Genomic DNA, 20362 nt, shown 5'->3' on the forward strand with positions numbered 1-20362 from the left:
TAATCCCATACGACAAACGATGAACGACCTACGATCAACGTAAAAAGAGGCTGTCTTAATGCGACAGCCTCTTTTTCTTATGCTATTTCCGGCAGCACGGAGGCAATTTGGAATCGTCCCCCGTTTTTGTTTTTCCACCGGATGAGCAGCTGCCTGAGCAGTTGCCGCAGCAGCTGGCCGTTCCGTTGAACAGGCCGCGGATATGGTGGATGAAGTACGCTACGGCGATAAGGACGACGATAGCGACGATAATCGTTGCAGGACTCATAGATATACCTCCTTTCGGGATTAGCGATTATTAGTTGTGAAATCAACCTCTCCGGCCCTTTGGGCCACCTCCAGCCCGGCTCTCCGTTTTGGCAACCGTCCTGTGTTTCCCTGCGGTCAACGCCTGACGGACCAAAAAGGGCCTATGAGGGGAGGCTTAAAATCAACCTCTCCGGCCCTTTGGGCCACCTCCCCTATGAGGGGAGGCAAGCCACTAGCCACTAGCCACTAGCCACTAGCCACTAGCCACTAACATTATACGTTATGGGAGAGGCTGCTTCAAGCCTTAGGCGCCGAGGCCGGCCATGAGAGCCAGGTGATAGGTGGCAAAGGCCAGGACGTACGAGAGTACGAGGCACATAGCGTCGCAGGCGAGGAGCATTTTCCAGGAACCGGTTTCACGTTTGATGACGGCCATGGCAGCGACGCACGGCATGTAGAGCAGTACGAAGACCATGAGCGAGAGGGCGACGGCCTGGTTGAAGTCCGGATCATCGCGGAGATAAGCGACGATGCCCGATTCGTGGGTGTCGTCACCGCCAACGCTGTAAATCGTGCCCAGCGTAGATACCATGACTTCTTTAGCAGCCGTGCAGGCGATGAGGCCTACGCCGATCTTCCAGTCAAAGCCAAGCGGTGCGATGACCGGTTCTACGAAATGACCGAGGCGGGCGGCATAGGACTGCTGGAGTTTTTCAGCGGTCTGCTGGTCGTCGAGTTTGGACGATTCGTCGTCGGCATCTGCTTTGGCATCAAAGAGCGGCAGAGCCTGAGCGAAGACGGCCGGATTCTGTTCCTGGAGGTCGGCGAAGCTCTGCGGATATTTGCCCATGAACAAGTTGTCTTCTTCTTCTTCGGAATTCTTGACCTGGTCTTCGACGGAGCTCAGGGCGGCAGCCGGGTTCAGGGCGTTGCCTGTATCGGCTTCATCTTCATCGGCTTCGTCAGCGGCTTCATCAGCAGCAGCGACCATGGATTCATACATATCATTCAATTCAGCATTGTCTTCGATAGCGCTGAGGCCATAGGACTGGAGGATGTCAGACTGTTTCTGTTCCATTTCAGCCGTGACCTGGTCTTTGGCTGCATCGAAGTCCTGAGAGTATTCGACGTCCATCGGGTATGCCGTGAGGAACCAGACCAGGATGGATGCGCCGAGGATGAAGGTACCGGCTTTTTTGAGGTACAAGACGGTGCGTTCCCACATGTGCATGAGGACGCCCTTCAAGGTCGGAATGTGATACGGCGGCATTTCCATGACGAACGGTTCCTGTTCCCCTTTAAAAGTCGTATGACGGAGGACCAGGGCGACGCAGACGGAAATGATGATGCCCAGGAGATATACGCCGAAGAGGACGGTACCACCGTGACCGGAAGCGCCGAAGAAAGCGGCGATGAGCAGGGTGTATACCGGCAGGCGGGCACCGCAGCTCATGAACGGGCAGGCCAGGATCGTGACCAGACGGTCTTTTTCGTTATCCAGGGTACGAGCGGCCATGATGCCCGGTACGTTGCAGCCAAAGCCGAGGATCATCGGGATAAAGGACTTGCCGTGCAGCCCCAGGGCACGCATGGCGCGGTCAATCAGGAAAGCGGCGCGGGCCATATAACCCGTATCTTCGAGAAGGCTGATGAATAAATACAAGAGGACGATAAGGGGAACGAAGGAAAGGACGGAACCGACACCGCCGATGACGCCGTCGACGACGAGGGAGCGGAGCTGTTCATCTTCGATGACATCGCTGCACCAATCGCCGAGCATGGAAAAGCCCGTGTCGAGCCAGCCCTGCGGATAAGCGCCGACGTTGATGACGACGACGAACATGAGCCACATGAGGGCCAGGAAAATAGGAATCCCTAAATACCGGTTGGTCAGGACACTGTCGATTTTATCAGACAAGGAGTCGCTCGAACCGACATTGATAATCGATTTATTGAATACGTCAGTTGCGAATTGGTATCGGCATTGAGCGAAATAGAAGTCCAGATCAATCTTATTGGCCAGGGAATCACGCAGGGTCGAAGCCAAAGCCAGGATGGACTGTGTCCCTTCCATGGCGCGTACCTTGGCGATGGCGTCGGAGTCGTTTTCCAAAAGCTTGACAGCCAGCCAGCGGACCGGATACTTGATGATGCCCATTTTTTCAATGGCATCGGTCAGGTTGGCAATGGCCGGTTCGACATCGGAGCCATAATCGACCTTGGCGTTGACCAGGTTCTGGGTCTGCGTACCGGAAATGGCATCGAGCAGTTCTTTGGTGCCGATGTTCTTGCTGCCGACGAGGGGCACGACGACGGCGCCGAGCTGCTGTCCCAGTTTCTTGAGGTCGATCTTGACGCCCATGCGTTCAGCGATGTCCATCATGTTCAGCGCGATGACCATGGGGCGGCCCAGTTCGACGAGCTGTGCAGCCAGATACAAGTTACGTTCCAGGTTGGACGCATCGAGGACATTGACGATGATGTCCGGTTTTTCATTGATGATGACGTTACGGGCTACGACTTCATCCAGGGACCGTGCCGTCAGGCTGTATGTGCCAGGCAGGTCGACGAAGAGCAGGTCCTTGCCGTTGAAGGTACGATGACCTTCCTTCTTTTCGACAGTAACGCCAGGATAGTTGCCGACGTGCTGTTTCGCGCCGGTAATGTTGTTAAAAATCGTCGTTTTACCGCAGTTCGGATTGCCGGCCAGGGCAATCTTGATTTTTGCTGCATTTTCCATGACTACTATGTACCCCCTTTTATTGTTCGACAGCGACGGAAATCATCGCCGCTTCATTCATGCGCAGTGCCAGTGCGCACCCTTTGACTTTTACCTCAATGGGGTCTCCGAGCGGGGCCTTTTTGAAGACTGAAATGTGCGAGCCTTTGACGACGCCCATGTCGACGAGGCGGTGCTGGATGTTCCCCCGTCCCTGCAGGGCATCGACGACGCCCGACTGGCCGACTTTCATGTCGGCTAACGAAACAATTTTCATGACTAACTCCCCTTTGCTCACCTCAGACGGCTGTTTCCGTCGTCCGGGCTGCTAATATGTTTTTCAGCGCGTTCGAGCTGCTCGTATGGGAACGGACGACTTCGACGTTCTTGCGCTGGGCTTCTTTGATAGCGCAGCGGACCATACTATGGCTCACGGTGCTGGTGAACAACACGACAAGATCCGGCGATCCGATTTTCGACTTGAAATCGCTGGGTACCTGTGTAAAGACCTTTGCCTTATAATCGTACTCTTTGCAGATACGCTTATAGCGACAAACCATACAATCATTTCCACCTACGATGACGACACTCATTTACATCGCTCCTTTCAGCTCCGTAAATAATACTCACACATCCCTTCTGATTAATGATAATACATTTCATTACCATAAACATTATATATTTTTTCACAAACTGTGTCAATAGTTGCTATTGAAATTCATTTATAAAAAAAGGGCCTGTCGCATAACGACAAGTCCTTTTGTAGGGGCGCCACGTGGGGCGCCCGTTTCTGCCCGATGTGGGAATGTGTCCATCTCCCGGACGGGCTCGCCACGTGCGAGCCCCTACAAACTTTTTGAGGGATTAGGGGTTAGCAGTTAGGGGTTAGGGGCTAGTGGCTCGTGGCTAGCGGATGGTTTTAAATTTAGATAGAAAAGAACCTCTCCGGCCTTTCGGCCACCTCCCCTATGAGGGGAGGCTGTGGCATGCTTAAAGACGCTTACAACGTTATACAGGCCACCTCCCCTATGAGGGAGGCTGCTATGCCGGGCGTCTGGTGGGACGGGCCGGTTTGAGGATGCGGACGCTGTTGAGGACGACGGCCAGGGTAGCTGTATTGTGGATGACAGCGGCCCAGAGGGGGCTGATCTTCCCTAAGGCGCCGAGCAGCATGGCTGCCGAGTTGACCACAATGGTGGCCGTGAAGTTCTGGTTGATGGCCCGCATCGTTTCCCTGCCGATGTAAAGGGCATCGTACAGTTTCGACGGGTCTTCCGAACGGATGGTGATGGCTGCCGATTCGGCGGCGATGTCCGTCTTGTTGCCGCCGAGGCTGACGCCGATGTCGGCAAAGGCCAGGGCCGGTGCGTCGTTGATGCCGTCGCCGACCATCATGACGTTGCCCCGTTTCTGCATCTTCATGACGTAGTTGGCTTTGTCTTCCGGCAGGATTTCGGCGTGATACGAGTCGATATCCATGTCGCGGGCGACTTCGGCGGCGACGTCTTTCGAGTCGCCTGTGAGCATGACGACTTCGTCGATGCCCAGGCGGCGCATGCGGTTCAAGGTCTTCTTCATGCCCGGACGGACCGGATCCTGGATGACCAGGAAGCCCAGGTACTGGCCGTTGCGGGCGATGTACAAGAGGTTCTTGCCCCAGGTCTTGTTATCCGTCGCCGGCATGCCTTCGATGCCTTCTTCCGTCATGAAGCGGCGGCTGCCGACGAGGACTTCCCCGCCTTCGTAGCCTTCAAAGTCGGGCACGTTGGCTTTCATGCCGCGGGCGACGACGGTTTCCGACGAAGCATGAGGCGGCGTCTGCCAGCCCTGGGCGTTGACGTATTTCTGGACGGCTACGGCCAGGGGATGGACGGAATGCATTTCGGCCGAAGCGGCGAGGAGGATCATTTCCTTATCGTCCACGCCTTCGACCGTTTCGATGTGGTCGATCTGGGGAACCCCCATGGTGATGGTCCCGGTCTTGTCGAGGACGACCGTGTCGATGTCGGCCAGGTTTTCGATGTAGTTGCCGCCCTTGATGAGGATACCCTTGCGGGCTGCCACGCCGATGGCTGCCGAGATGGCCGTCGCTGTTGACAATTTCAGGCCGCACGAGAAGTCGATGAACAAGAGGTTGAGGACGCGCTGCCAATCTTTCGTCGCCCCGTAGACGATGGCTGCACCGATGAAGGAGATGGGAACCAGGAGGTTGGCCATCTTATCGGCAAAATTCTGGACCGGCGCCCGGCGGGTCTGGGCTTCTTCGACGAGGTGGATGATCTGGGCCAGGGACGTGTCGGCGCCGACTTTTTCGACGCGGATGACCAGGTCACCGGCTTCGATGACACTGCCGGCATAAACCGGCGATTTTTCCTGCTTGATAGCCGGATTCGATTCGCCCGTAATGGAGGCCTGGTTGACGGCGGCATTGCCGCTGACGACGCTGCCGTCGACGCAGATCTTTTCACCGAGGTGGACGGCGATGAGGTCGCCCCGCTTCAGCGATTCGACAGGGACCTTGCGTTCATGGCCGTTTTCGACGAGCCAGACATCGCGCTGGTCCAGTTTGAGGAGCCCCGAAATCTGACGGCGTGCCTTTTCGGCAGCATATTCGGTCATCATTTCAGCCCCGTTGGACAGTGCCAGGAGAGTCAGGCTCGATTCAGGCTTGCCCGCCAGGACGGAGGCAGCCACAGCCGTTGCCGTCAGGGTATCGGCATTGGCCTGATGGTCTTTTACGAGTCCCATGATGCCGTTCTTAATGTAACGGCGTGCAATATATAAGGTAAATAATCGGCGAAACAAGAGGATCGACCCGTAGAATTCCGGATTGACCTTGCGCAGGATGTTCATGGCAATGAAGCCGCCGACGGAAATGATGGCTTCCCGGCGATAGGTGGCGACATCCATGTCGTCATTCTTGGCTTCTTTCTTGCGGCCATATTTATCTTCAAAGGCACGGACGAAGAGGTTCAGTGCCCGCAGGTCCAGCTGTCCCAGATAGTAGACCGTGACTTTCTTTTCTTCCACGATGGCGGATACGATGCCGCGGAGCTGGCGGAGCTTGACGCTCAGGACAGGGCGCATGCGGCTGGGGATCTCACTGTGCAGGAAGATAGTGTTACGCATGTACATGACTTAATGCCCCCTCAATAAAGACAGGGCCCACCACAGCATCTGCGGTCCTGACGGGCGCTGTCCCATAAATACGACTTTGCGCAGGCCGCGAAGGGTCAGAAGCAAGGCAGCGACCGTGCGCAAGTCAAAAAAACGGCCCGATTCGTTGCGGATGATGCCGCTGAAGAAAGCCCCCGTATCGCGGACCGCTTTAAGGTACGTCGTTTCTTCTTTTTTTTTGCCTTCCTGCTGCTCCGCATCGCAGACAGCGCTGATAATGCCTTCGACAGCGTTCGGGAAGAGACGGAAGCGGAAGAAGTTTTCCAACCGGTCCAGGGTCCCTTCGCTATGGGCAAAGACCAGGATGCTGCCGGTGACGGCGCTGACCTGGATGAACTGGACCTCCGGCAGGGTGCTGACTTTTTCTTCGATCAAAGAAGCCAGCTCCGGATTGCCGATGAGGGCTGCAGCACGGTAACGGCGACGGCCTTTCAAAACGGAAACGCAAGCGAACCGGGGCACATCCGCTGCCGGCTTTGCCGCCTGGACCTGAGGCCGGAACGTACCGGCGGGCGCAGCTGCGGCAGCCGCTTTGCCCTTCTTATTGTGGAACAAGTCGTATACGGCTTTGCCAATCGACGTGCCCACCATAAAACCTGAGGCATAAGACATGATTATCTTCTCCTTTCAACATGGGTCATGATATAATTTTCTACCCGTACGAGTTCCCGGTTGGCCCGCAGGACCTGCGGCCGGTAGGTGATCAAGACGGAACCCGTGAGGACATTGACATCGACCTTATCGATTTCTTTATAACTGGCAATGTAGGCGTAGACCTTGCGGCCCAATTCGGCATTGCCGATGAGTTTTTTACTGTGCAGGCGGATACGGCCTGGTAAGTAAGACGAAATGGAAACGGCTTTCATGATGAGATCCCATTTCGACGTCGGAATAATCATACAAGCAGTCCTTCCTGGTGTTGTTCCTCTTAAAAAGAGGCTGTCGCATTAAGACAGCCTCTTTTTACGTTGATCGTAGGTCGTTCATCGTTTGTCGTATGAGATTAAAAATATCAATCCATCGCGATGAACGATGAACTACGAACGAAAAACTTTTAAGTTTAAGGGGCCTCGCATGATGGCAAAAAACCTTCGTGCGACAGCTCCTTTTTAAGTGGTTAGTGGCTAGTGGTTAGTTGTTAGCAGATGGCTTTAAATTTAAAGGCTTCCGCTGAAACCGCAAAGGCCTTCCCTACAAACTTATTTAGCCTGTGCGGCTTCCTGAGCTGCAATCATGTCTTCCAATTCTTCTTTCTGGCGCTGTAATTCAGCGAGCGGTACCGAAGCAGTCATGGCACCGGCAGCGGGCTGCTGCATAGCCAGGAGCTGCTGTTCCCGTTCGGACATGAGTTTATAACCGAAAACACCAGCGACGACACCGATACCTAAGCCAATCCAAAAGTCTGTATTCTGAAACATACGACACATCTCCCTTGAAAAAATTGATATTCATTTACGTCTTTTATTATAAAGTGTCTCCCTTCGCATGTCAATAGCGTTTATCAAATTCAATATAACGTTTTGTTTACAAGATGGTCTATTTCGAAGGAGATTCGCAAGAAAATGCCCAATTTTCAAGGGCTACCCCATTTATTTTACTGACAAAATTTGTTATAATGTAAGAACATTCTTATGTATATAATCTGTAAATTTTGAAATTATATCTTAAAATTTTGAAAGGTGTGACTTTCTTGTTCAATAGGTCTCTCTTAAAATCCGTTCAATCGGCCATCGCTGAAGCACCGGACAAACGGATTTTGTCCCTTTCTTTTGAAAATAAAACGTACTTCATCAAGCGCCGCATGGGCAATGGCCGCAATGCCTTTGCCAAGCAGAACCCGTCGGCCGCTTTCTGGTGCGAAGCGTACAAAATCATGACCGTCAACGCCCGCCTGCCCCTGGCACCGAAGCTGGTCCTCCTGGATGAAGACTTCTTCGTCATGGAAGCTGCCGGCAAGACGCTGCAGGGCGTTGCCAAGGAAGCGGAATATGCCGCCGTCCGTAAGGAGGCCTTTGAAAAAGCGGGCCAGGGCCTGGCCCGCCTCCACGCTGCCGGCCTGCACCACGGGCGGCCGGCCCTGCGGGACATCGCCTACGATACGGACACCGGGACGATCACCTTCCTCGACTGGGAAAACGAAAAGAAATTCGTCGACGCGCCGGCGCCGGTCCTGGACCTGTTCCTCTTCCTGCACAGCTGCTTCCGCGAAGAATGGAAAGATGACACCCTCATCAACGCCGCCGTCACCGGCTACCAGGCCATCGAAGGCAGTGCGCAGACGATAGCCGCCCTGAAAGCCTTCATCGCCGACCATCATACCCTCTTCGCCTGCTGTCATGCCCTGGTCCCCTTCGGCTGGATCGACGTCGTCTCCGTCGACAAGGCCAGGGCCTATATCCTCCAGAACCTATAGCACTGAAAAAGCCGCCGCACAGCGGATATAGCCGCCGGGAAGTTCCTCGGCGGCTTTCTTCATCTGCAGGGCCAGCAGGATGGGCAGCAGGTCGGCGACGGCGAGGCCCGTCTTTTCCAGGAGCTCGCTCACCGGCGCCGCCCGATCGAAGGGAATGACGTCGATGACAGCCTGTTCGGCTGGGCTCAGGCCAGGCCTTTCCGCATGGGATATGGTCTCCGGTCCCTGCCAGCCGCGGCGGCGGAATTCCCGGACCACATCGTCGGCACAGGTCAAGGGAATGGCGCCGAGCTGCAGCAGGTGGTTCGTCCCCCGGCTGGTCTCAGAAAAGACACTGCCCGGCATGGCAAAGACGTCGCGCCCTTCGTCGAGAGCGAAATCGGCCGTAATCAGGGAACCGCTGCGCAGGGCCGCTTCGACGACGATCGTCGCGGCCGCCATGCCGGCGATGATGCGGTTGCGGGCCGGGAAATTCCGGGACAGCGGCTCGACGCCGAAAGCATATTCCGAGATGACGGCGCCGCCACTGTCGACGATGTGCCGGAACAGGGCCTTGTTCTCCCTGGGATAGGTCCGGTCCAGGCCGTTGGCGGCGACGACGACAGTCCGCCCCTTCCCCTTCAGGGCGCCCCGATGGGCCCGCGTATCGATGCCCCTGGCACCGCCGCTGACGATGGTGAAGCCCTGGGCGGCCAGCTCGGCAGCCAGCGTCTCGGCAGCGTTCAGGCCATAGGGGCTGGCCCTACGGGAGCCGACGATGGCGATACTGCTGCTGTCACGCTGCATCGTCCCCTGACAAAAGAGGACCAGCGGCGGCTGGGCGATGAAGGGCAGCCAGCTGGGATAGTCGTCATCCCATAAGGCGACGGGCCGTACGCCATAAAAAGCCAGTTTGTGCTGGAATGTCTCCCAATCAAAAACATTTCGTTCTTGCCTGAGCTGAGAAAAAACCTTGGCCGGCATCCCTATCTGGCGCCGCAGGTCTTCATCCCAGACGGCGTCCCAGGCCTGCCGGGGCGAGCGGCAGACGTCGAGGAGGGCCTGCAGGCGGCGGCTGCCACAGCCCGGCAGGGACTGCAGGGCCGCAGCGTACATCGTTTCCTGATCCACATTCATCCCTCCTTCATGGCTGGTGCATCTTATTGCGGTAACTGATGGCTTCGGCGACGTGATCCTTGGCGATGACCGGTTCTTTGGCCAGGTCCGCGATCGTCTGGGATACTTTGATGATGCGGTCGTAACTGCGGGCGCTGAGACGCAGGACGTCGAAGGCTTCACGCAATAAGTGCTGGGCCGCCTCGGTCAGCTGGCACGTCGCCCGTATCTCCCGATGCCCCATATGGGCATTGCAGGTACAGCCATAAGGTGCCAGACGCTCCTGCTGCCGGTGGCGCGCCGACAGGACCCGCGAGCGGATAGACGCCGACGGCTCAGCCTGCCGCCGGGCCGTCAATTCCCGGTACGCCGGCCGTTCGACGCGGACATGGAGGTCGATGCGGTCCAGGAGGGGACCGGAGATCTTATGGGTATACCGGCGTATTTCACTGTCCGAACAGGTACAGCCTTCATCGAAGCCGTAACGGCCGCAGGGGCAGGGATTCATGGCTGCCACCAGGACGAAACGCGACGGATAGGACAAGGCCGCCTGGACACGGGCGATGTGGACGACGCCGTCTTCCAGGGGCTGGCGCAGGACTTCCAGGACGGACCGCGGGAACTCCGGCAGCTCGTCGAGGAAGAGGACGCCGTGATGACTGAGCGTCACTTCGCCGGGCTTGGGGATGGATCCGCCGCCGACGAGGCCGGCCATGGAAATGGTATGATGAGGGCTGCGGAAAGGCCGCTGCTGCAGGAGCCGCCCCTTGCCCAGGAGGCCGGCGACGCTGTAGATTTTGGTCACTTCCAGGGCTTCGGCTTCACTCATGGGCGGCAGGATGGTCGGGATGCGTTTGGCCAGCATGGTCTTGCCGCTTCCCGGCGGGCCGATCATGAGGACGTTATGGCCGCCGGCTGCGGCGATTTCCAGGACCCGCTTGGCTTCCGCCTGGCCCTGGACTTCGGCGAAGTCGACATCATAATCCAGCTGGTCCGGCGCCAGCGGTTCCGGCCGGGCAGGATCCAGCGTCTTTTCCCCGGTCAGGCAGGCAGCGACGTCGCTGAGCGTGTCGACGCCGTAGACCCTGAGATCCGGACAGAGCAGGGCTTCGGCCGCATTGTCCCGGCTGACGAAGACAGTCTTCATCCCCTGGGCCGCCCCTTCCAGGACCATGGGCAGGATGCCGTTCACCGGACGGATGCGCCCGTCCAGGGCCAGTTCGCCCAGGAAGAGGCACTTTTCGCAGGCCTCTTCGGGAATCTGGCCGCTCGACACCAGGATGGCCACGGCCAGGCTCAGATCCAGGCCGGACGTGTCTTTTTTCAGGTCTGCCGGCGCCAGGTTGACCGTCAGGCGGCGCATGGGAAATTCATAGCCGCTGTTCTTGACGGCTGCCCGGACCCGTTCTTTAGCCTCTTTCACCGACGTAGCGGCCAGTCCGACCAGGTCGAATGACGGCAGGCCGTTGGAAATATCCGTTTCGACGGCGATGACATGGCCGTTCAGGCCCAGCGTCGCCGCCCCATAGATACGCGCGAACACAGCCTCACCGCCTTTCCGCCAGGAAGGCATGGGCGATGTGGCGGATAGCCGGCTGGCCGCCGTCGCCGGGCCAGACTTCGATGACGTCGAAGCGGCACGGCCGCTCCCAAAGGTCGAACTGGGCCAGGTAGGCCGAAGCCACGCGGGTGATCTTGCGGCGCTTGCGCTTTTCGACGGCTTCGCAGGGCAGGCCGTAAGCCTCCGTCGTCCGCGTCTTGACTTCGATGAATACCAGCGTATGGCCGTCATCGGCAATGATGTCGATTTCTCCCAGGCGGTTGCGGTAATTGCAGCAGCGCACGTGATAGCCCTTTTCCTGGCGCACATACGCCAGGGCCGCCTGTTCCCCATAATAGCCTAATAGATTCTTCTCCATGGCGATTCCCCTTTCTCTCTTCGTTCCGATTACTTCCATCGTAGCCGGGAAAGATTAAAAATGCATAAAAAAAAGACCCTTCCGGGCCTTTTTTCATGAGAAGAAGATTAAATTTTATGGATCATCAGGAAAGCGACGACGCCGATGAGCAGGACGATGGCAATGATGCGGGTCAGGGCCGCCGCCGTAATCGTCACCTGGCGCTGGGGCTTCCGTCTCCGGCGCCTTTCACTCATACGCCGGGCCAAGCCATTTCTTTGCCGCCTAAGATGTGGGCATGCATGTGATGGACCGTCTGGCCCGCCTTTTCACCGGTGTTGAAGACGACGCGGAAGCCGTCCTTGTCGAGCCCCATGACCTGGGCGACTTTCTGGATGGCATAGAGCATCTTGCCGGCGACGTCGGCATCGTCCGGCGTCAAATCGGCGATACTCTGGATATGTTTCTTAGGGATGACCAGGACATGGACCGGGGCGACCGGGTTGATGTCCTTGAAGGCGAAGAAATTGTCGTCTTCCCAAACTTTCGTGCTCGGGATTTCCCCGGCAATGATCTTGCAGAAAATGCAGTCTTCCATGATAAATTCCTCCTTTGGTGTGTGGGGTGTTCGTAGGGGCCCGCCAGACCGTCGTAATCATGCAGGCAGGATGCGTTCATGTTCCGGACGGGCTCGCCACGTGCGAGCCCCTACCCGTTTCGTGTCAGAAACTATTTTTTATCCTTTGCGACGAACGACGAACGACGAACGACCTACGACCTACGACCTACGACCTACGAGCTTCTGCCCGTCGCTGCCGGTGAGGGTGACTTCGACGACCGTGCCTTCGGCCTGGGCCGGAAGGTTTTCGACGACGGCGCGTTCGTAGTTTTCCGTAAAGCCTTCGCCCGTCGTGCCGTCCTGTTTTTCGATGAGGACCGACGCCGTCTGGCCGACCAGGGATGCCAGGAGCTCTGCCTTCTGGCGGGCCGACAGTTCATTGACGAGTTCGACGCGCCGTTTCTTTTCCGCCGTTTCGACCTGGTCCTTCATATCCGCTGCCGGCGTCCCCTTGCGCTGGGAGTACGGAAAGGCGTGGATATGGGAAAAGCGGAGGCGTTCCAGCGTCGCCATGGTTTCCTCAAAAAGCGCTTCCGTTTCGCCGGGAAAGCCCAGGATGAGATCCGTCGAGACGGTCAGGCCGTCGATGCGGCTGCGCAGGCGGGCGATGAGGTCTTCATATTCGGCTACCGTGTAATGGCGGTTCATGGCCTTCAGAATCGGATCCGACCCGGACTGGAGCGGCAGGTGCAGGTGCGGACAGATGCGGTCCGAACTGTTCATGACGTCAATCATGTCGTCACCGATTTCCAGGGACTCGATGGAGCCCAGGCGGATGCGGGCCACGTCCGTTTCCTTGACCAGGCGGTCCAGGATATGGGCCAGCGATGGATGATCCGCCAGGTCGCGGCCATAGGCGCCGAGGTGGATGCCGGTCAGGACGATTTCCTTGAAGCCCGCTGCGACCAGGCGCTTCGCTTCGGCGACGATGGCGTCGGGCTGACGCGATTTCAAGGCCCCCCGCGTATAGGGGATGATGCAGTACGAGCAGAAATTGTTGCACCCTTCCTGGATCTTCAGGTCGGCCCGCGTGTGTTCCACGGCCGACGGATAGAGGGGGATTTCCTCGAATTCGTCTTGGCGGCGCACGTCGTGGACGGCCGTGATGGCTTCCTCTTCCCCGTCGTGCAGGAGTTCGCGGACGATGGAGACGATGCGCCTGCGTTCATTGGTCCCGACGACGGCGTCGACTTCGGGCATGGCCGTCAGCAGTTCCGGATCGAGCTGGGCATAGCAGCCGGTGACGATGACCTTGGCCGCGTCGTTGCGCTTCTTCGTCCGCCGGATGAGCTGGCGGGATTTCTTTTCGCCGACCTGGGTGACCGAACAGGTATTGATGACATAGACGTCGGCCGGGCCGTCGAAATCGGCTTCCGTGAAGCCCGCAGCCAGGAAAAGGCCGCGCATACTGTCCGTATCGTACTGGTTGACACGGCAGCCAAGAGTGGCAAAAGCGATAGTTGGCATTACTTGAATCCTCTTTCGTACATAATGATAGACAGGGCCGCCAGCGACGCCGTTTCAGCGCGCAGGATGCGGGGCCCCAGGGAGACCGTGCGGCACCACGACAGATGCTGCGTGGCATAGGCGATTTCCTTTTCGGCATAGCCCCCTTCAGGGCCGATGGCGATGACGACGTCGCCGGTACGCACGTCGTGGCAGGCTTCCGACAAGGGCGCCGTCTCCTGTTCATAGGGGATGACGAAGCGCGTGTCGGCATAGGCATCGACGAGTTCCGTAAAGCCCATGACCGGCGCTACGTCTGGCACGTCGTCGCGGCCGCACTGTTTGGCCGCTTCCAGGGCCAGGCGCTGCCAGCGTTCGAGCCGTGCCTGCCGCCGTTTATCATCTAATTTTACTACACAATGCTCCATTTGTACAGGAACGATACGCCCGGCGCCGAGTTCCGTCGCCTTCTGGACGACCCAGTCGAACTTGTCGCCCTTGAGCAGGCCTGCCGCCAGGATGACCCGGCCGTTCGACGCCGGCCCGTCGGAAAGCTTGCGCGCCGGCGTGAGGTACGCCGAATGGCCTTCCATGCGGGTGATGAAACATTCATAGGTCGCACCGGTGCAGTCCGTGACGTTCAGCGTATCGCCGACGGTATGGCGCAGGACGACGACGACGTGGTGGGCATCGTCGGCGGATAATTCAAAAGTCCCGCAAATAGGAAAATCCGTGAAAATCTTACGCATAGTCTCACCTCTTCATCTGGACGGCATACCAGCCGCTCCGGAACTGTTCATCGACCCAGGTGAAGCCGACGGCAGCAGCAGCACGGCGCACTTCGTCGATGCGTTCGTCGATGATGCCGCTGGCGATGAGCGTACCGCCCTTTTTGAGATACGGCGGCAGCGTCGGCAGCAGGGCCAGGACGGCATTGGTCACCAGGTTGGCCACGACGACGTCGGCCTGCTGCCCTTGCGGGATGGCGGCCAGGAGGTCGCTGTTGGCGATGGTCAATTTGTCTTCGACGCCATTCAATTTGGCGTTGACCGCCGCCTGCTTGACGGCGACGCCGTCGAAGTCGACAGCCGTCACGTGGGATGCGCCCAGTTTGGCCGCGGCGATGGCCAGGATCCCCGTCCCCGTGCCGATGTCAAAGACCGTATCGCCGGCCTTCACCGTATCTTCCAGATACTGGACGCACATGCACGTCGTATCGTGGAAGCCGCTGCCAAAGGCCAGGCCCGGATCGATGGAAAGGACGTCTTCGCCGTCTGCCGGCCGGGCCGGTTCCCACGCCGGTGCCGCCCAGAAGTGGCGGGAAATCTTCTTGGGATGGAAGTGTTCCTGCCAGGCAAAGAGCCAGTCCTTATCGTCGGCTTTCTTTTCGGCGACCTTCCAGTCGCCCAGGTCGACGCCCCGTTTTTCCAGGACGCCCATCTTTTCTCGTATCGTTTCCACAAGACCTTCCTGTGCCAGCGGGAAATACGCCGTAATGCGGATGCGCCCTTTGTGGTCCGGGTGCTCGTCGTCGATGACCGAGCCATTGCTTCCACATTCAAAAACAAGAAGGGCCACCAAATCGGTGGCCGTTGGGGAAACGAGCAAATCTACTTCATTCCATTGCATCGTTCATACTCCCTTTATCTTTACAGATCTTCTTTTAACTTCGACCAAAAGCTCTTTTTGGTCTTCTTCGTTTCTTTTTTATCGCTCTTGGCGTTCGTGGCGTCACCGTCGGCCGGTTGTTCAGCCGGCTTTGGCTCCCCCACCCACGTTTCACCGCCAGCATAGGCGAATTCCCGCAGGAGTTCCTTCTGTTTGGCGTTGAGGTGTTTCGGTACTGCGACCGTGACCTGGACGTGGTGGTCGCCACGGCGGCTCTTGGACCCCAGGACCGGTACGCCCTTGCCGCGGATGCGGAAGACCGTCCCCGTCTGGGTGCCGGCCGGGATAGTCAATTCGATCTTGCCGTCCAGGGTTTCGACGAGGATCTTCGACCCCAGGGCAGCCTGGGCGAAGGAAATCGTTTCCTGGGACAAGATGTCGTTGCCTTCACGGGTAAACTTGGGATCGCGGCGGACGAAGATGTAGACGTACAGGTCGCCGTGACCGCCGCCGCGGACGCCCGGTTCGCCTTCACCGGCTACGCGCAGGCGTGCGCCGTCGTCGACACCGGCAGGGATCTTGATCTTCAGTTTCTTGCGGACCTTGACCGTCCCCGTGCCATGGCACTTCTTGCACTTGTCATGGATGATCTTGCCTGTGCCGCCGCAGCGGGAACAGGTGCGGACGTTGACCATCTGGCCGAAAGGCGTGTTCTGGACGACGCGCTGCTGGCCTGTGCCGTGGCAGTCCGGGCAGGTATCTACCTTGCTGCCCGGTTCGGCACCGGTGCCGTGGCAGTGGTCGCACGTTTCTTCTTTCGGGACCTGGATTTCCATTTCCGTACCAAAGGCAGCCTGTTTAAAGGTAATGTCTACGTCGAAGCGCAAATCGGCACCGCGCTGCGGGCCATTGGCCGACTGACGGCTGCCCTGGCCGCCGAAGAAAGAATCAAAGATATCTTCAAAGCCGCCGAAGCCCTGGCCACCCTGGCCGAATCCGCCAAAGCCGCCAAAACCTCCGAAGCCTCCCTGACCGAAACCGGCACCGGAACCGGCAGCATTGCCGTTCTGGAATGCTGCCGGACCGAACTGGTCGTACTGGGCGCGTTTCTGTTTATTCGACAGGACGCTGTACGCTTCGTTGATTTCCTTGAATTTTTCTTCTGCTGCCTTCGGGTTGTCCGGGTTGCGGTCCGGATGGTATTTGAGCGCTAATTTCTTAAAAGCTTTCTTGATTTCAGCATCGCTGGCGTCTTTGGGAACGCCAAGGACTTCATAATAATCTCTTTTACTCATGTGGGCAGCCCCTCTTATCTATCTTACTTCTTGTCGTCGTCGACTACAGTGTAATCGGCGTCGACTACTTTTTCATCTTTCTGGCCATTGTTCTGAGCCTGCTGCTGTGCACCGGCCTGGGCACCGGCTGCCTGCTGCTGAGCCTGCTGGGCAGCGTCTGCATTCTTGTACATTTCGCTGGTCAGGTCATAGAGCGGTTTAGTCAAGGCTTCGGAAGCGGCTTTGATCTTATCCGTATCGTCGGTCTTCATGGCTTCTTTCAAGGCAGCGATCTTATCCTTGATTTCCGAAACTTTAGAAGCGTCGGCCTTGTCGCCCATATCCTTGATGGTCTTTTCAGCCTGGTAAATGAGGGAGTCGGCGTTGTTCTTGGCTTCGATGGCTTCTTTACGTTTCTTGTCTTCGGCTTCATGAGCTGCAGCTTCTTTGACCATGCGGTCGATTTCGCTCTTGTCGAGGCCCGACGAAGATTTGATGGTGATCTTCTGTTCTTTGCCCGTGCCGAGGTCTTTTGCCGAAACGTTTACGATACCGTTGGCATCGATGTTGAAGGTGACTTCGATACGAGGTACTCCACGGGGAGCAGCCGGGATGCCTGTCAGTTCAAAGCGGCCCAGGGTCTTGTTGTCAGCGGCCATTTCACGTTCGCCCTGGAGGACGTGGACGTCAACGGACGGCTGGTTATCGACAGCTGTCGAGAAGACCTGGCTGCCAGACGTCGGGATGGTCGTGTTGCGGTCGATGATCTTGGTGAAGACACCGCCGAGGGTTTCAATGCCCAGGGAAAGCGGCGTAACATCGAGGAGCAGGACGTCTTTGACATCGCCGACGAGGACACCGGCCTGGATAGCTGCGCCGATAGCGACACATTCATCGGGGTTTACGCCTTTGCTCGGTTCTTTGCCGAGGATGGATTTGATGGCATCCTGGACAGCCGGGATACGGCTGGAACCGCCGACGAGGATGATCTTGTCGATTTCATCGATGGTGTAGCCCGAATCAGCGATAGCTTTCTTGGTCGGTTCCATCGTAGCCTGGACGAGATCTTCCGTCAATTCATTGAATTTAGCACGGGTCAAGGTCAAATCGAGGTGTTTCGGGCCCGTAGCATCGGCTGTGATGAAGGGCAGGTTGATATTGGTCGAAAGGACGGTGGACAATTCGATCTTGGCTTTTTCAGCAGCTTCCTTGAGGCGCTGTTCAGCCATCTTATCCTGCGAGAGGTCGATGCCCGTTTCTTTCTTGAATTCGCTGATCATCCATTCCATGACTTTGTTATCGAAGTCATCGCCACCGAGGTGAGTGTTGCCGTTGGTAGCCTTTACTTCAAAGACGCCATCGCCGAGTTCGAGGATGGAAACATCGAAGGTGCCGCCGCCGAGGTCGAAGACCAGGATCTTGCCGTCGCCGCCCTTATCAAGGCCATAAGCGAGGGCTGCTGCCGTCGGTTCGTTGACGATACGGAGAACGTCGAGGCCGGCGATCTTACCAGCATCTTTCGTAGCCTGGCGCTGGCCGTCGTTGAAGTAAGCCGGAACCGTGATGACGGCCTGGGTAACTTTTTCGCCGAGGTAGCTTTCAGCGTCTTCCTTCAATTTCTGAAGGATCATGGCCGAGATTTCCTGCGGTGTGTATTTCTTGCCCTGGATGTCTACGGTGTAGTTTTCACCCATGTGGCGTTTAATGGACGAAATCGTGTTTTCCGGATTGGATACGGCCTGGCGTTTTGCCAGCTGGCCGACGAGGCGTTCGCCCGTCTTGGAAAAGCCTACGACAGACGGTGTGAGGCGGGAGCCTTCCGTATTCGTGATGACCGTAGGTTCGCCGCCTTCCATAACAGCTACTACGGAGTTTGTTGTACCTAAGTCAATACCAATAACTTTACTCATAAAAGATTCCTCCAATCTTATTTCAAACGATGATTAACCGTTGAATGCAACTTTGACCATGGCCGGACGCAGCGTCTTGTCGCCCAGGAGATATCCTTCCTGAAGGACTTCTACGACGACATCGTCATCGTATTCATCGCTGGGCACGCGCATGACGGCCTGATGATAATTGGGGTCGAACGGTTTGCCGACGGCATCGATCTTGGTGACCCCTTCCTTTTCCAGGACGCCCAGGAGCTGTTTGTAAATCATTTCATAGCCGTCGATGAAGGATTTCACATCTTCTGTGACTTTATCCTGCGGGACCTGCAGGGCCCGTTCGAAATTGTCGATGACCGGCAGGATGCGGGTCAGGACGTCCATCTTGACGACTTCTGAAATCTGAAGCTTTTCAGCAGCTGTGCGTTTTTTATAGTTAGCAAAGTCAGCCTGGAGCCGGACGAACTGCTGCTGGACCTTTGCGGCCTTTTCGGCTTCGGCTTTGGCAGCATCGTCTTTGGCATCCGGTGCCTTTTTATCGGCACTTTCATCTGCCGCAGCCTTTCCGGCTTCATCTACCTTTTCTTTGGCAGCGTCTTCGGCGACTTTTTCCGCGTCTTCTTCCAACACGGTATCTTTTTCTGCGTTTGTTTCTGTATCACTCATGTCTGTGTACCCCTCCCTACTTATTATCGTCGTGGTAATGCGCCAGCATATGTGTCACATGCTGTTTCATAAAATCCAAGAGACCGATAATCTTGGCATACTCCATACGGGCTGGTCCTAATACGGCCAGCTTGCCGAGGACTACATCATGGTCCGTAAAGGTCGCTTCAATGATACTGCAATCATTGATAGGCGATAACTTCGCTTCTTCGCCAATGCGGACCGTAACGGCCTCGCCTTCTCCCTCGTCGTGGAGGAGGTTGGCGACGACATCCTGTTCTTCCAGCATGGTAAAGAGGCTCTTGGCCTTGTCGACATCTTTAAATTCCGGCTTGTTGAGGAGTTCCATGGTCCCTCCTTTATAGAACTGCTGTCCTTTGCGGAAGGCCTGTCCCATGGACCGGAATGCCAGGCGGTATAACTCGACGTCGTCGACGATCGTCTCGTGAAAGGCTTCGATGGCCTTTTCGTCAATATGGTCTATGGCCGTACCGGCCAGGTAGTTGGTCAGCCGCTGGGCAATGATGTTCAGATCGTCCAGACTGGCGCCGGCCGGTTTCGGGTAAATGCAATTTTCTACCTGCCCCGTATCGGTGACGACAATCATGATGGCCCGACGGTCATCGAGCGGTAAGAAGCGGATGTACTTCAGCTTGGAATTAAGCCGCTGTGACGCCATGACCAGGGTGACGTTGTGGGTGATCCTGGCCAGTAACTTGGCCGTCGACTGAAAAATCTGGTCGACGCTGCTCACTTTATCCTGGAACCACGTTTGGACGAATTGCTTTTCTGCGTCCGTGATCTTCGTCGGCTTGAGCAGGCAGTCGACGTAGAAGCGGTATCCCTTCAGCGACGGGATGCGGCCAGACGACGTGTGAGGCTGTTCCAGGTAGCCCATCATTTCCAAATCGAACATTTCGTTGCGGATCGTCGCGGCACTGACGCCTAAGTCATACTTGCGGGCGATGGTTCTCGACCCGACAGGTTCGGCAGAGGAGATGTAATCCTGAATAATGGCTTGCAGTATTTTTTGTTTTCGTGCATCCAAATCCATCGTACTCACCTTCTGCTCATTTGACTATTCTTAGCAGTCTGACTATTTGACTTCTAAGACTATATATAAGATAGCATGGAGAATATGTTTTGTCAAGAGAATATAAGTCAAAAAGTCAAATAAGTTGTAAAAAAAGCGCTGTCGCATGAAGACAGCGCTTTTTTTCTGTAGGGGCGCCACGTGGGGCGCCCGCTCACACCCATCGTTCCACAAGTATCTCACATATATCCGGCGGGCTCGCCACGTGCGAGCCCC

21 protein-coding genes are annotated in these 20362 nt (G+C 56.8%); 1 reads left to right on the forward strand and 20 read right to left on the reverse strand.

Going from position 1 to position 20362, the window contains the following annotated elements; all coding sequences use genetic code 11:
• Window positions 1-82: 82 nt before the first annotated feature.
• The 8 genes from ACE418_RS06670 to ACE418_RS06705 all read right to left on the reverse strand — a co-directional run bounded on the left by ACE418_RS06670 (window position 83) and on the right by ACE418_RS06705 (window position 7563).
• Window positions 83-268 carry a FeoB-associated Cys-rich membrane protein gene (locus ACE418_RS06670; RefSeq protein WP_416449884.1) on the reverse strand — a complete coding sequence of 62 codons (186 nt, stop codon included), beginning with the start codon at window positions 266-268 and terminating at the stop codon, window positions 83-85.
• 285 nt (window positions 269-553) lie between these two features.
• Complete coding sequence (gene feoB, locus ACE418_RS06675; protein ID WP_416449885.1) at window positions 554-2989, reverse strand: ferrous iron transport protein B; 2436 nt, start codon at window positions 2987-2989, stop codon at window positions 554-556.
• A 19-nt stretch (window positions 2990-3008) separates the two neighbouring features.
• Entirely contained in the window at window positions 3009-3245 is a 237-nt protein-coding gene (locus ACE418_RS06680; RefSeq protein WP_298586309.1) for a FeoA family protein, read from the reverse strand.
• A gap of 22 nt (window positions 3246-3267) precedes the next feature.
• The gene (locus ACE418_RS06685) at window positions 3268-3561 is read right to left on the reverse strand and encodes a DUF2325 domain-containing protein (protein WP_416449886.1); all 294 of its coding nucleotides are present in this window, start codon (window positions 3559-3561) and stop codon (window positions 3268-3270) included.
• A gap of 448 nt (window positions 3562-4009) precedes the next feature.
• On the reverse strand, window positions 4010-6103 hold the full coding sequence (locus tag ACE418_RS06690; RefSeq protein WP_416449887.1) for a heavy metal translocating P-type ATPase: 2094 nt from the start codon (window positions 6101-6103) through the stop codon (window positions 4010-4012).
• 3 nt (window positions 6104-6106) lie between these two features.
• Window positions 6107-6757 (reverse strand): HMA2 domain-containing protein, encoded by a 651-nt coding sequence (locus ACE418_RS06695; RefSeq protein WP_416449888.1) that lies wholly within the window; start codon window positions 6755-6757, stop codon window positions 6107-6109.
• 2 nt (window positions 6758-6759) lie between these two features.
• The gene (locus ACE418_RS06700; protein WP_416449889.1) at window positions 6760-7044 is read right to left on the reverse strand and encodes an HMA2 domain-containing protein; all 285 of its coding nucleotides are present in this window, start codon (window positions 7042-7044) and stop codon (window positions 6760-6762) included.
• Between the two features lie 300 nt (window positions 7045-7344).
• Complete coding sequence (locus ACE418_RS06705; protein WP_226885701.1) at window positions 7345-7563, reverse strand: hypothetical protein; 219 nt, start codon at window positions 7561-7563, stop codon at window positions 7345-7347.
• 272 nt (window positions 7564-7835) lie between these two features.
• On the opposite strand from ACE418_RS06705, the gene ACE418_RS06710 reads away from it, so the two are divergent.
• Complete coding sequence (locus tag ACE418_RS06710; RefSeq protein ID WP_416449890.1) at window positions 7836-8558, forward strand: hypothetical protein; 723 nt, start codon at window positions 7836-7838, stop codon at window positions 8556-8558.
• On the opposite strand, the gene dprA is transcribed toward ACE418_RS06710, so the two are convergent.
• The 12 genes from dprA to hrcA all read right to left on the reverse strand — a co-directional run bounded on the left by dprA (window position 8553) and on the right by hrcA (window position 20107).
• Window positions 8553-9674 (reverse strand): DNA-processing protein DprA, encoded by a 1122-nt coding sequence (dprA, locus tag ACE418_RS06715; protein WP_416449891.1) that lies wholly within the window; start codon window positions 9672-9674, stop codon window positions 8553-8555. The two genes, ACE418_RS06710 and dprA, sit on opposite strands and share 6 nt — an antisense overlap.
• A gap of 7 nt (window positions 9675-9681) precedes the next feature.
• On the reverse strand, window positions 9682-11196 hold the full coding sequence (locus tag ACE418_RS06720; protein ID WP_416449892.1) for a YifB family Mg chelatase-like AAA ATPase: 1515 nt from the start codon (window positions 11194-11196) through the stop codon (window positions 9682-9684).
• 4 nt (window positions 11197-11200) lie between these two features.
• Complete coding sequence (locus ACE418_RS06725; protein WP_416449893.1) at window positions 11201-11572, reverse strand: YraN family protein; 372 nt, start codon at window positions 11570-11572, stop codon at window positions 11201-11203.
• A gap of 107 nt (window positions 11573-11679) precedes the next feature.
• Entirely contained in the window at window positions 11680-11808 is a 129-nt protein-coding gene (locus tag ACE418_RS06730; protein ID WP_416449894.1) for a hypothetical protein, read from the reverse strand.
• Window positions 11805-12149 (reverse strand): histidine triad nucleotide-binding protein, encoded by a 345-nt coding sequence (locus ACE418_RS06735; protein WP_298585855.1) that lies wholly within the window; start codon window positions 12147-12149, stop codon window positions 11805-11807. The genes ACE418_RS06730 and ACE418_RS06735 overlap by 4 nt, the downstream gene beginning before the upstream one ends.
• 180 nt (window positions 12150-12329) lie before the next feature.
• Complete coding sequence (gene mtaB, locus ACE418_RS06740; protein ID WP_416449895.1) at window positions 12330-13637, reverse strand: tRNA (N(6)-L-threonylcarbamoyladenosine(37)-C(2))-methylthiotransferase MtaB; 1308 nt, start codon at window positions 13635-13637, stop codon at window positions 12330-12332.
• On the reverse strand, window positions 13637-14365 hold the full coding sequence (locus tag ACE418_RS06745; RefSeq protein WP_416449896.1) for a 16S rRNA (uracil(1498)-N(3))-methyltransferase: 729 nt from the start codon (window positions 14363-14365) through the stop codon (window positions 13637-13639). The genes mtaB and ACE418_RS06745 overlap by 1 nt, the downstream gene beginning before the upstream one ends.
• Before the next feature lie 4 nt (window positions 14366-14369).
• Window positions 14370-15245, reverse strand: a complete 876-nt coding sequence (gene prmA / locus ACE418_RS06750) for a 50S ribosomal protein L11 methyltransferase (protein ID WP_416449897.1) — start codon at window positions 15243-15245, stop codon at window positions 14370-14372.
• 20 nt (window positions 15246-15265) lie between these two features.
• The gene (gene dnaJ / locus ACE418_RS06755) at window positions 15266-16519 is read right to left on the reverse strand and encodes a molecular chaperone DnaJ (protein WP_416449898.1); all 1254 of its coding nucleotides are present in this window, start codon (window positions 16517-16519) and stop codon (window positions 15266-15268) included.
• 23 nt (window positions 16520-16542) lie between these two features.
• A complete protein-coding gene (gene dnaK, locus ACE418_RS06760; RefSeq protein WP_416449899.1) occupies window positions 16543-18408 on the reverse strand; it encodes a molecular chaperone DnaK in 1866 nt (621 codons plus the stop codon).
• A gap of 33 nt (window positions 18409-18441) precedes the next feature.
• On the reverse strand, window positions 18442-19053 hold the full coding sequence (grpE, locus tag ACE418_RS06765) for a nucleotide exchange factor GrpE (RefSeq protein ID WP_416449900.1): 612 nt from the start codon (window positions 19051-19053) through the stop codon (window positions 18442-18444).
• Window positions 19054-19069: 16 nt separating this feature from the next.
• On the reverse strand, window positions 19070-20107 hold the full coding sequence (gene hrcA / locus ACE418_RS06770; RefSeq protein WP_416449901.1) for a heat-inducible transcriptional repressor HrcA: 1038 nt from the start codon (window positions 20105-20107) through the stop codon (window positions 19070-19072).
• Window positions 20108-20362: the final 255 nt, after the last annotated feature.

The sequence above is a fragment of the Megasphaera jansseni genome, assembly GCF_047974155.1.
GTDB lineage: Bacteria > Bacillota > Negativicutes > Veillonellales > Megasphaeraceae > Megasphaera.

Coding starts and splice junctions, on each gene's coding strand:
- ACE418_RS06670 (WP_416449884.1), bottom strand. CDS start 268: ATGAGTCCTGCAACGATTATCGTCGCTATCGTCGTCCTTATCGCCGTA.
- feoB (WP_416449885.1), bottom strand. CDS start 2,989: ATGGAAAATGCAGCAAAAATCAAGATTGCCCTGGCCGGCAATCCGAAC.
- ACE418_RS06680 (WP_298586309.1), bottom strand. CDS start 3,245: ATGAAAATTGTTTCGTTAGCCGACATGAAAGTCGGCCAGTCGGGCGTC.
- ACE418_RS06685 (WP_416449886.1), bottom strand. CDS start 3,561: ATGAGTGTCGTCATCGTAGGTGGAAATGATTGTATGGTTTGTCGCTAT.
- ACE418_RS06690 (WP_416449887.1), bottom strand. CDS start 6,103: ATGTACATGCGTAACACTATCTTCCTGCACAGTGAGATCCCCAGCCGC.
- ACE418_RS06695 (WP_416449888.1), bottom strand. CDS start 6,757: ATGTCTTATGCCTCAGGTTTTATGGTGGGCACGTCGATTGGCAAAGCC.
- ACE418_RS06700 (WP_416449889.1), bottom strand. CDS start 7,044: ATGATTATTCCGACGTCGAAATGGGATCTCATCATGAAAGCCGTTTCC.
- ACE418_RS06705 (WP_226885701.1), bottom strand. CDS start 7,563: ATGTTTCAGAATACAGACTTTTGGATTGGCTTAGGTATCGGTGTCGTC.
- dprA (WP_416449891.1), bottom strand. CDS start 9,674: ATGAATGTGGATCAGGAAACGATGTACGCTGCGGCCCTGCAGTCCCTG.
- ACE418_RS06725 (WP_416449893.1), bottom strand. CDS start 11,572: ATGGAGAAGAATCTATTAGGCTATTATGGGGAACAGGCGGCCCTGGCG.
- ACE418_RS06730 (WP_416449894.1), bottom strand. CDS start 11,808: ATGAGTGAAAGGCGCCGGAGACGGAAGCCCCAGCGCCAGGTGACGATT.
- ACE418_RS06735 (WP_298585855.1), bottom strand. CDS start 12,149: ATGGAAGACTGCATTTTCTGCAAGATCATTGCCGGGGAAATCCCGAGC.
- mtaB (WP_416449895.1), bottom strand. CDS start 13,637: ATGCCAACTATCGCTTTTGCCACTCTTGGCTGCCGTGTCAACCAGTAC.
- ACE418_RS06745 (WP_416449896.1), bottom strand. CDS start 14,365: ATGCGTAAGATTTTCACGGATTTTCCTATTTGCGGGACTTTTGAATTA.
- prmA (WP_416449897.1), bottom strand. CDS start 15,245: ATGCAATGGAATGAAGTAGATTTGCTCGTTTCCCCAACGGCCACCGAT.
- dnaJ (WP_416449898.1), bottom strand. CDS start 16,519: ATGAGTAAAAGAGATTATTATGAAGTCCTTGGCGTTCCCAAAGACGCC.
- dnaK (WP_416449899.1), bottom strand. CDS start 18,408: ATGAGTAAAGTTATTGGTATTGACTTAGGTACAACAAACTCCGTAGTA.
- grpE (WP_416449900.1), bottom strand. CDS start 19,053: ATGAGTGATACAGAAACAAACGCAGAAAAAGATACCGTGTTGGAAGAA.
- hrcA (WP_416449901.1), bottom strand. CDS start 20,107: ATGGATTTGGATGCACGAAAACAAAAAATACTGCAAGCCATTATTCAG.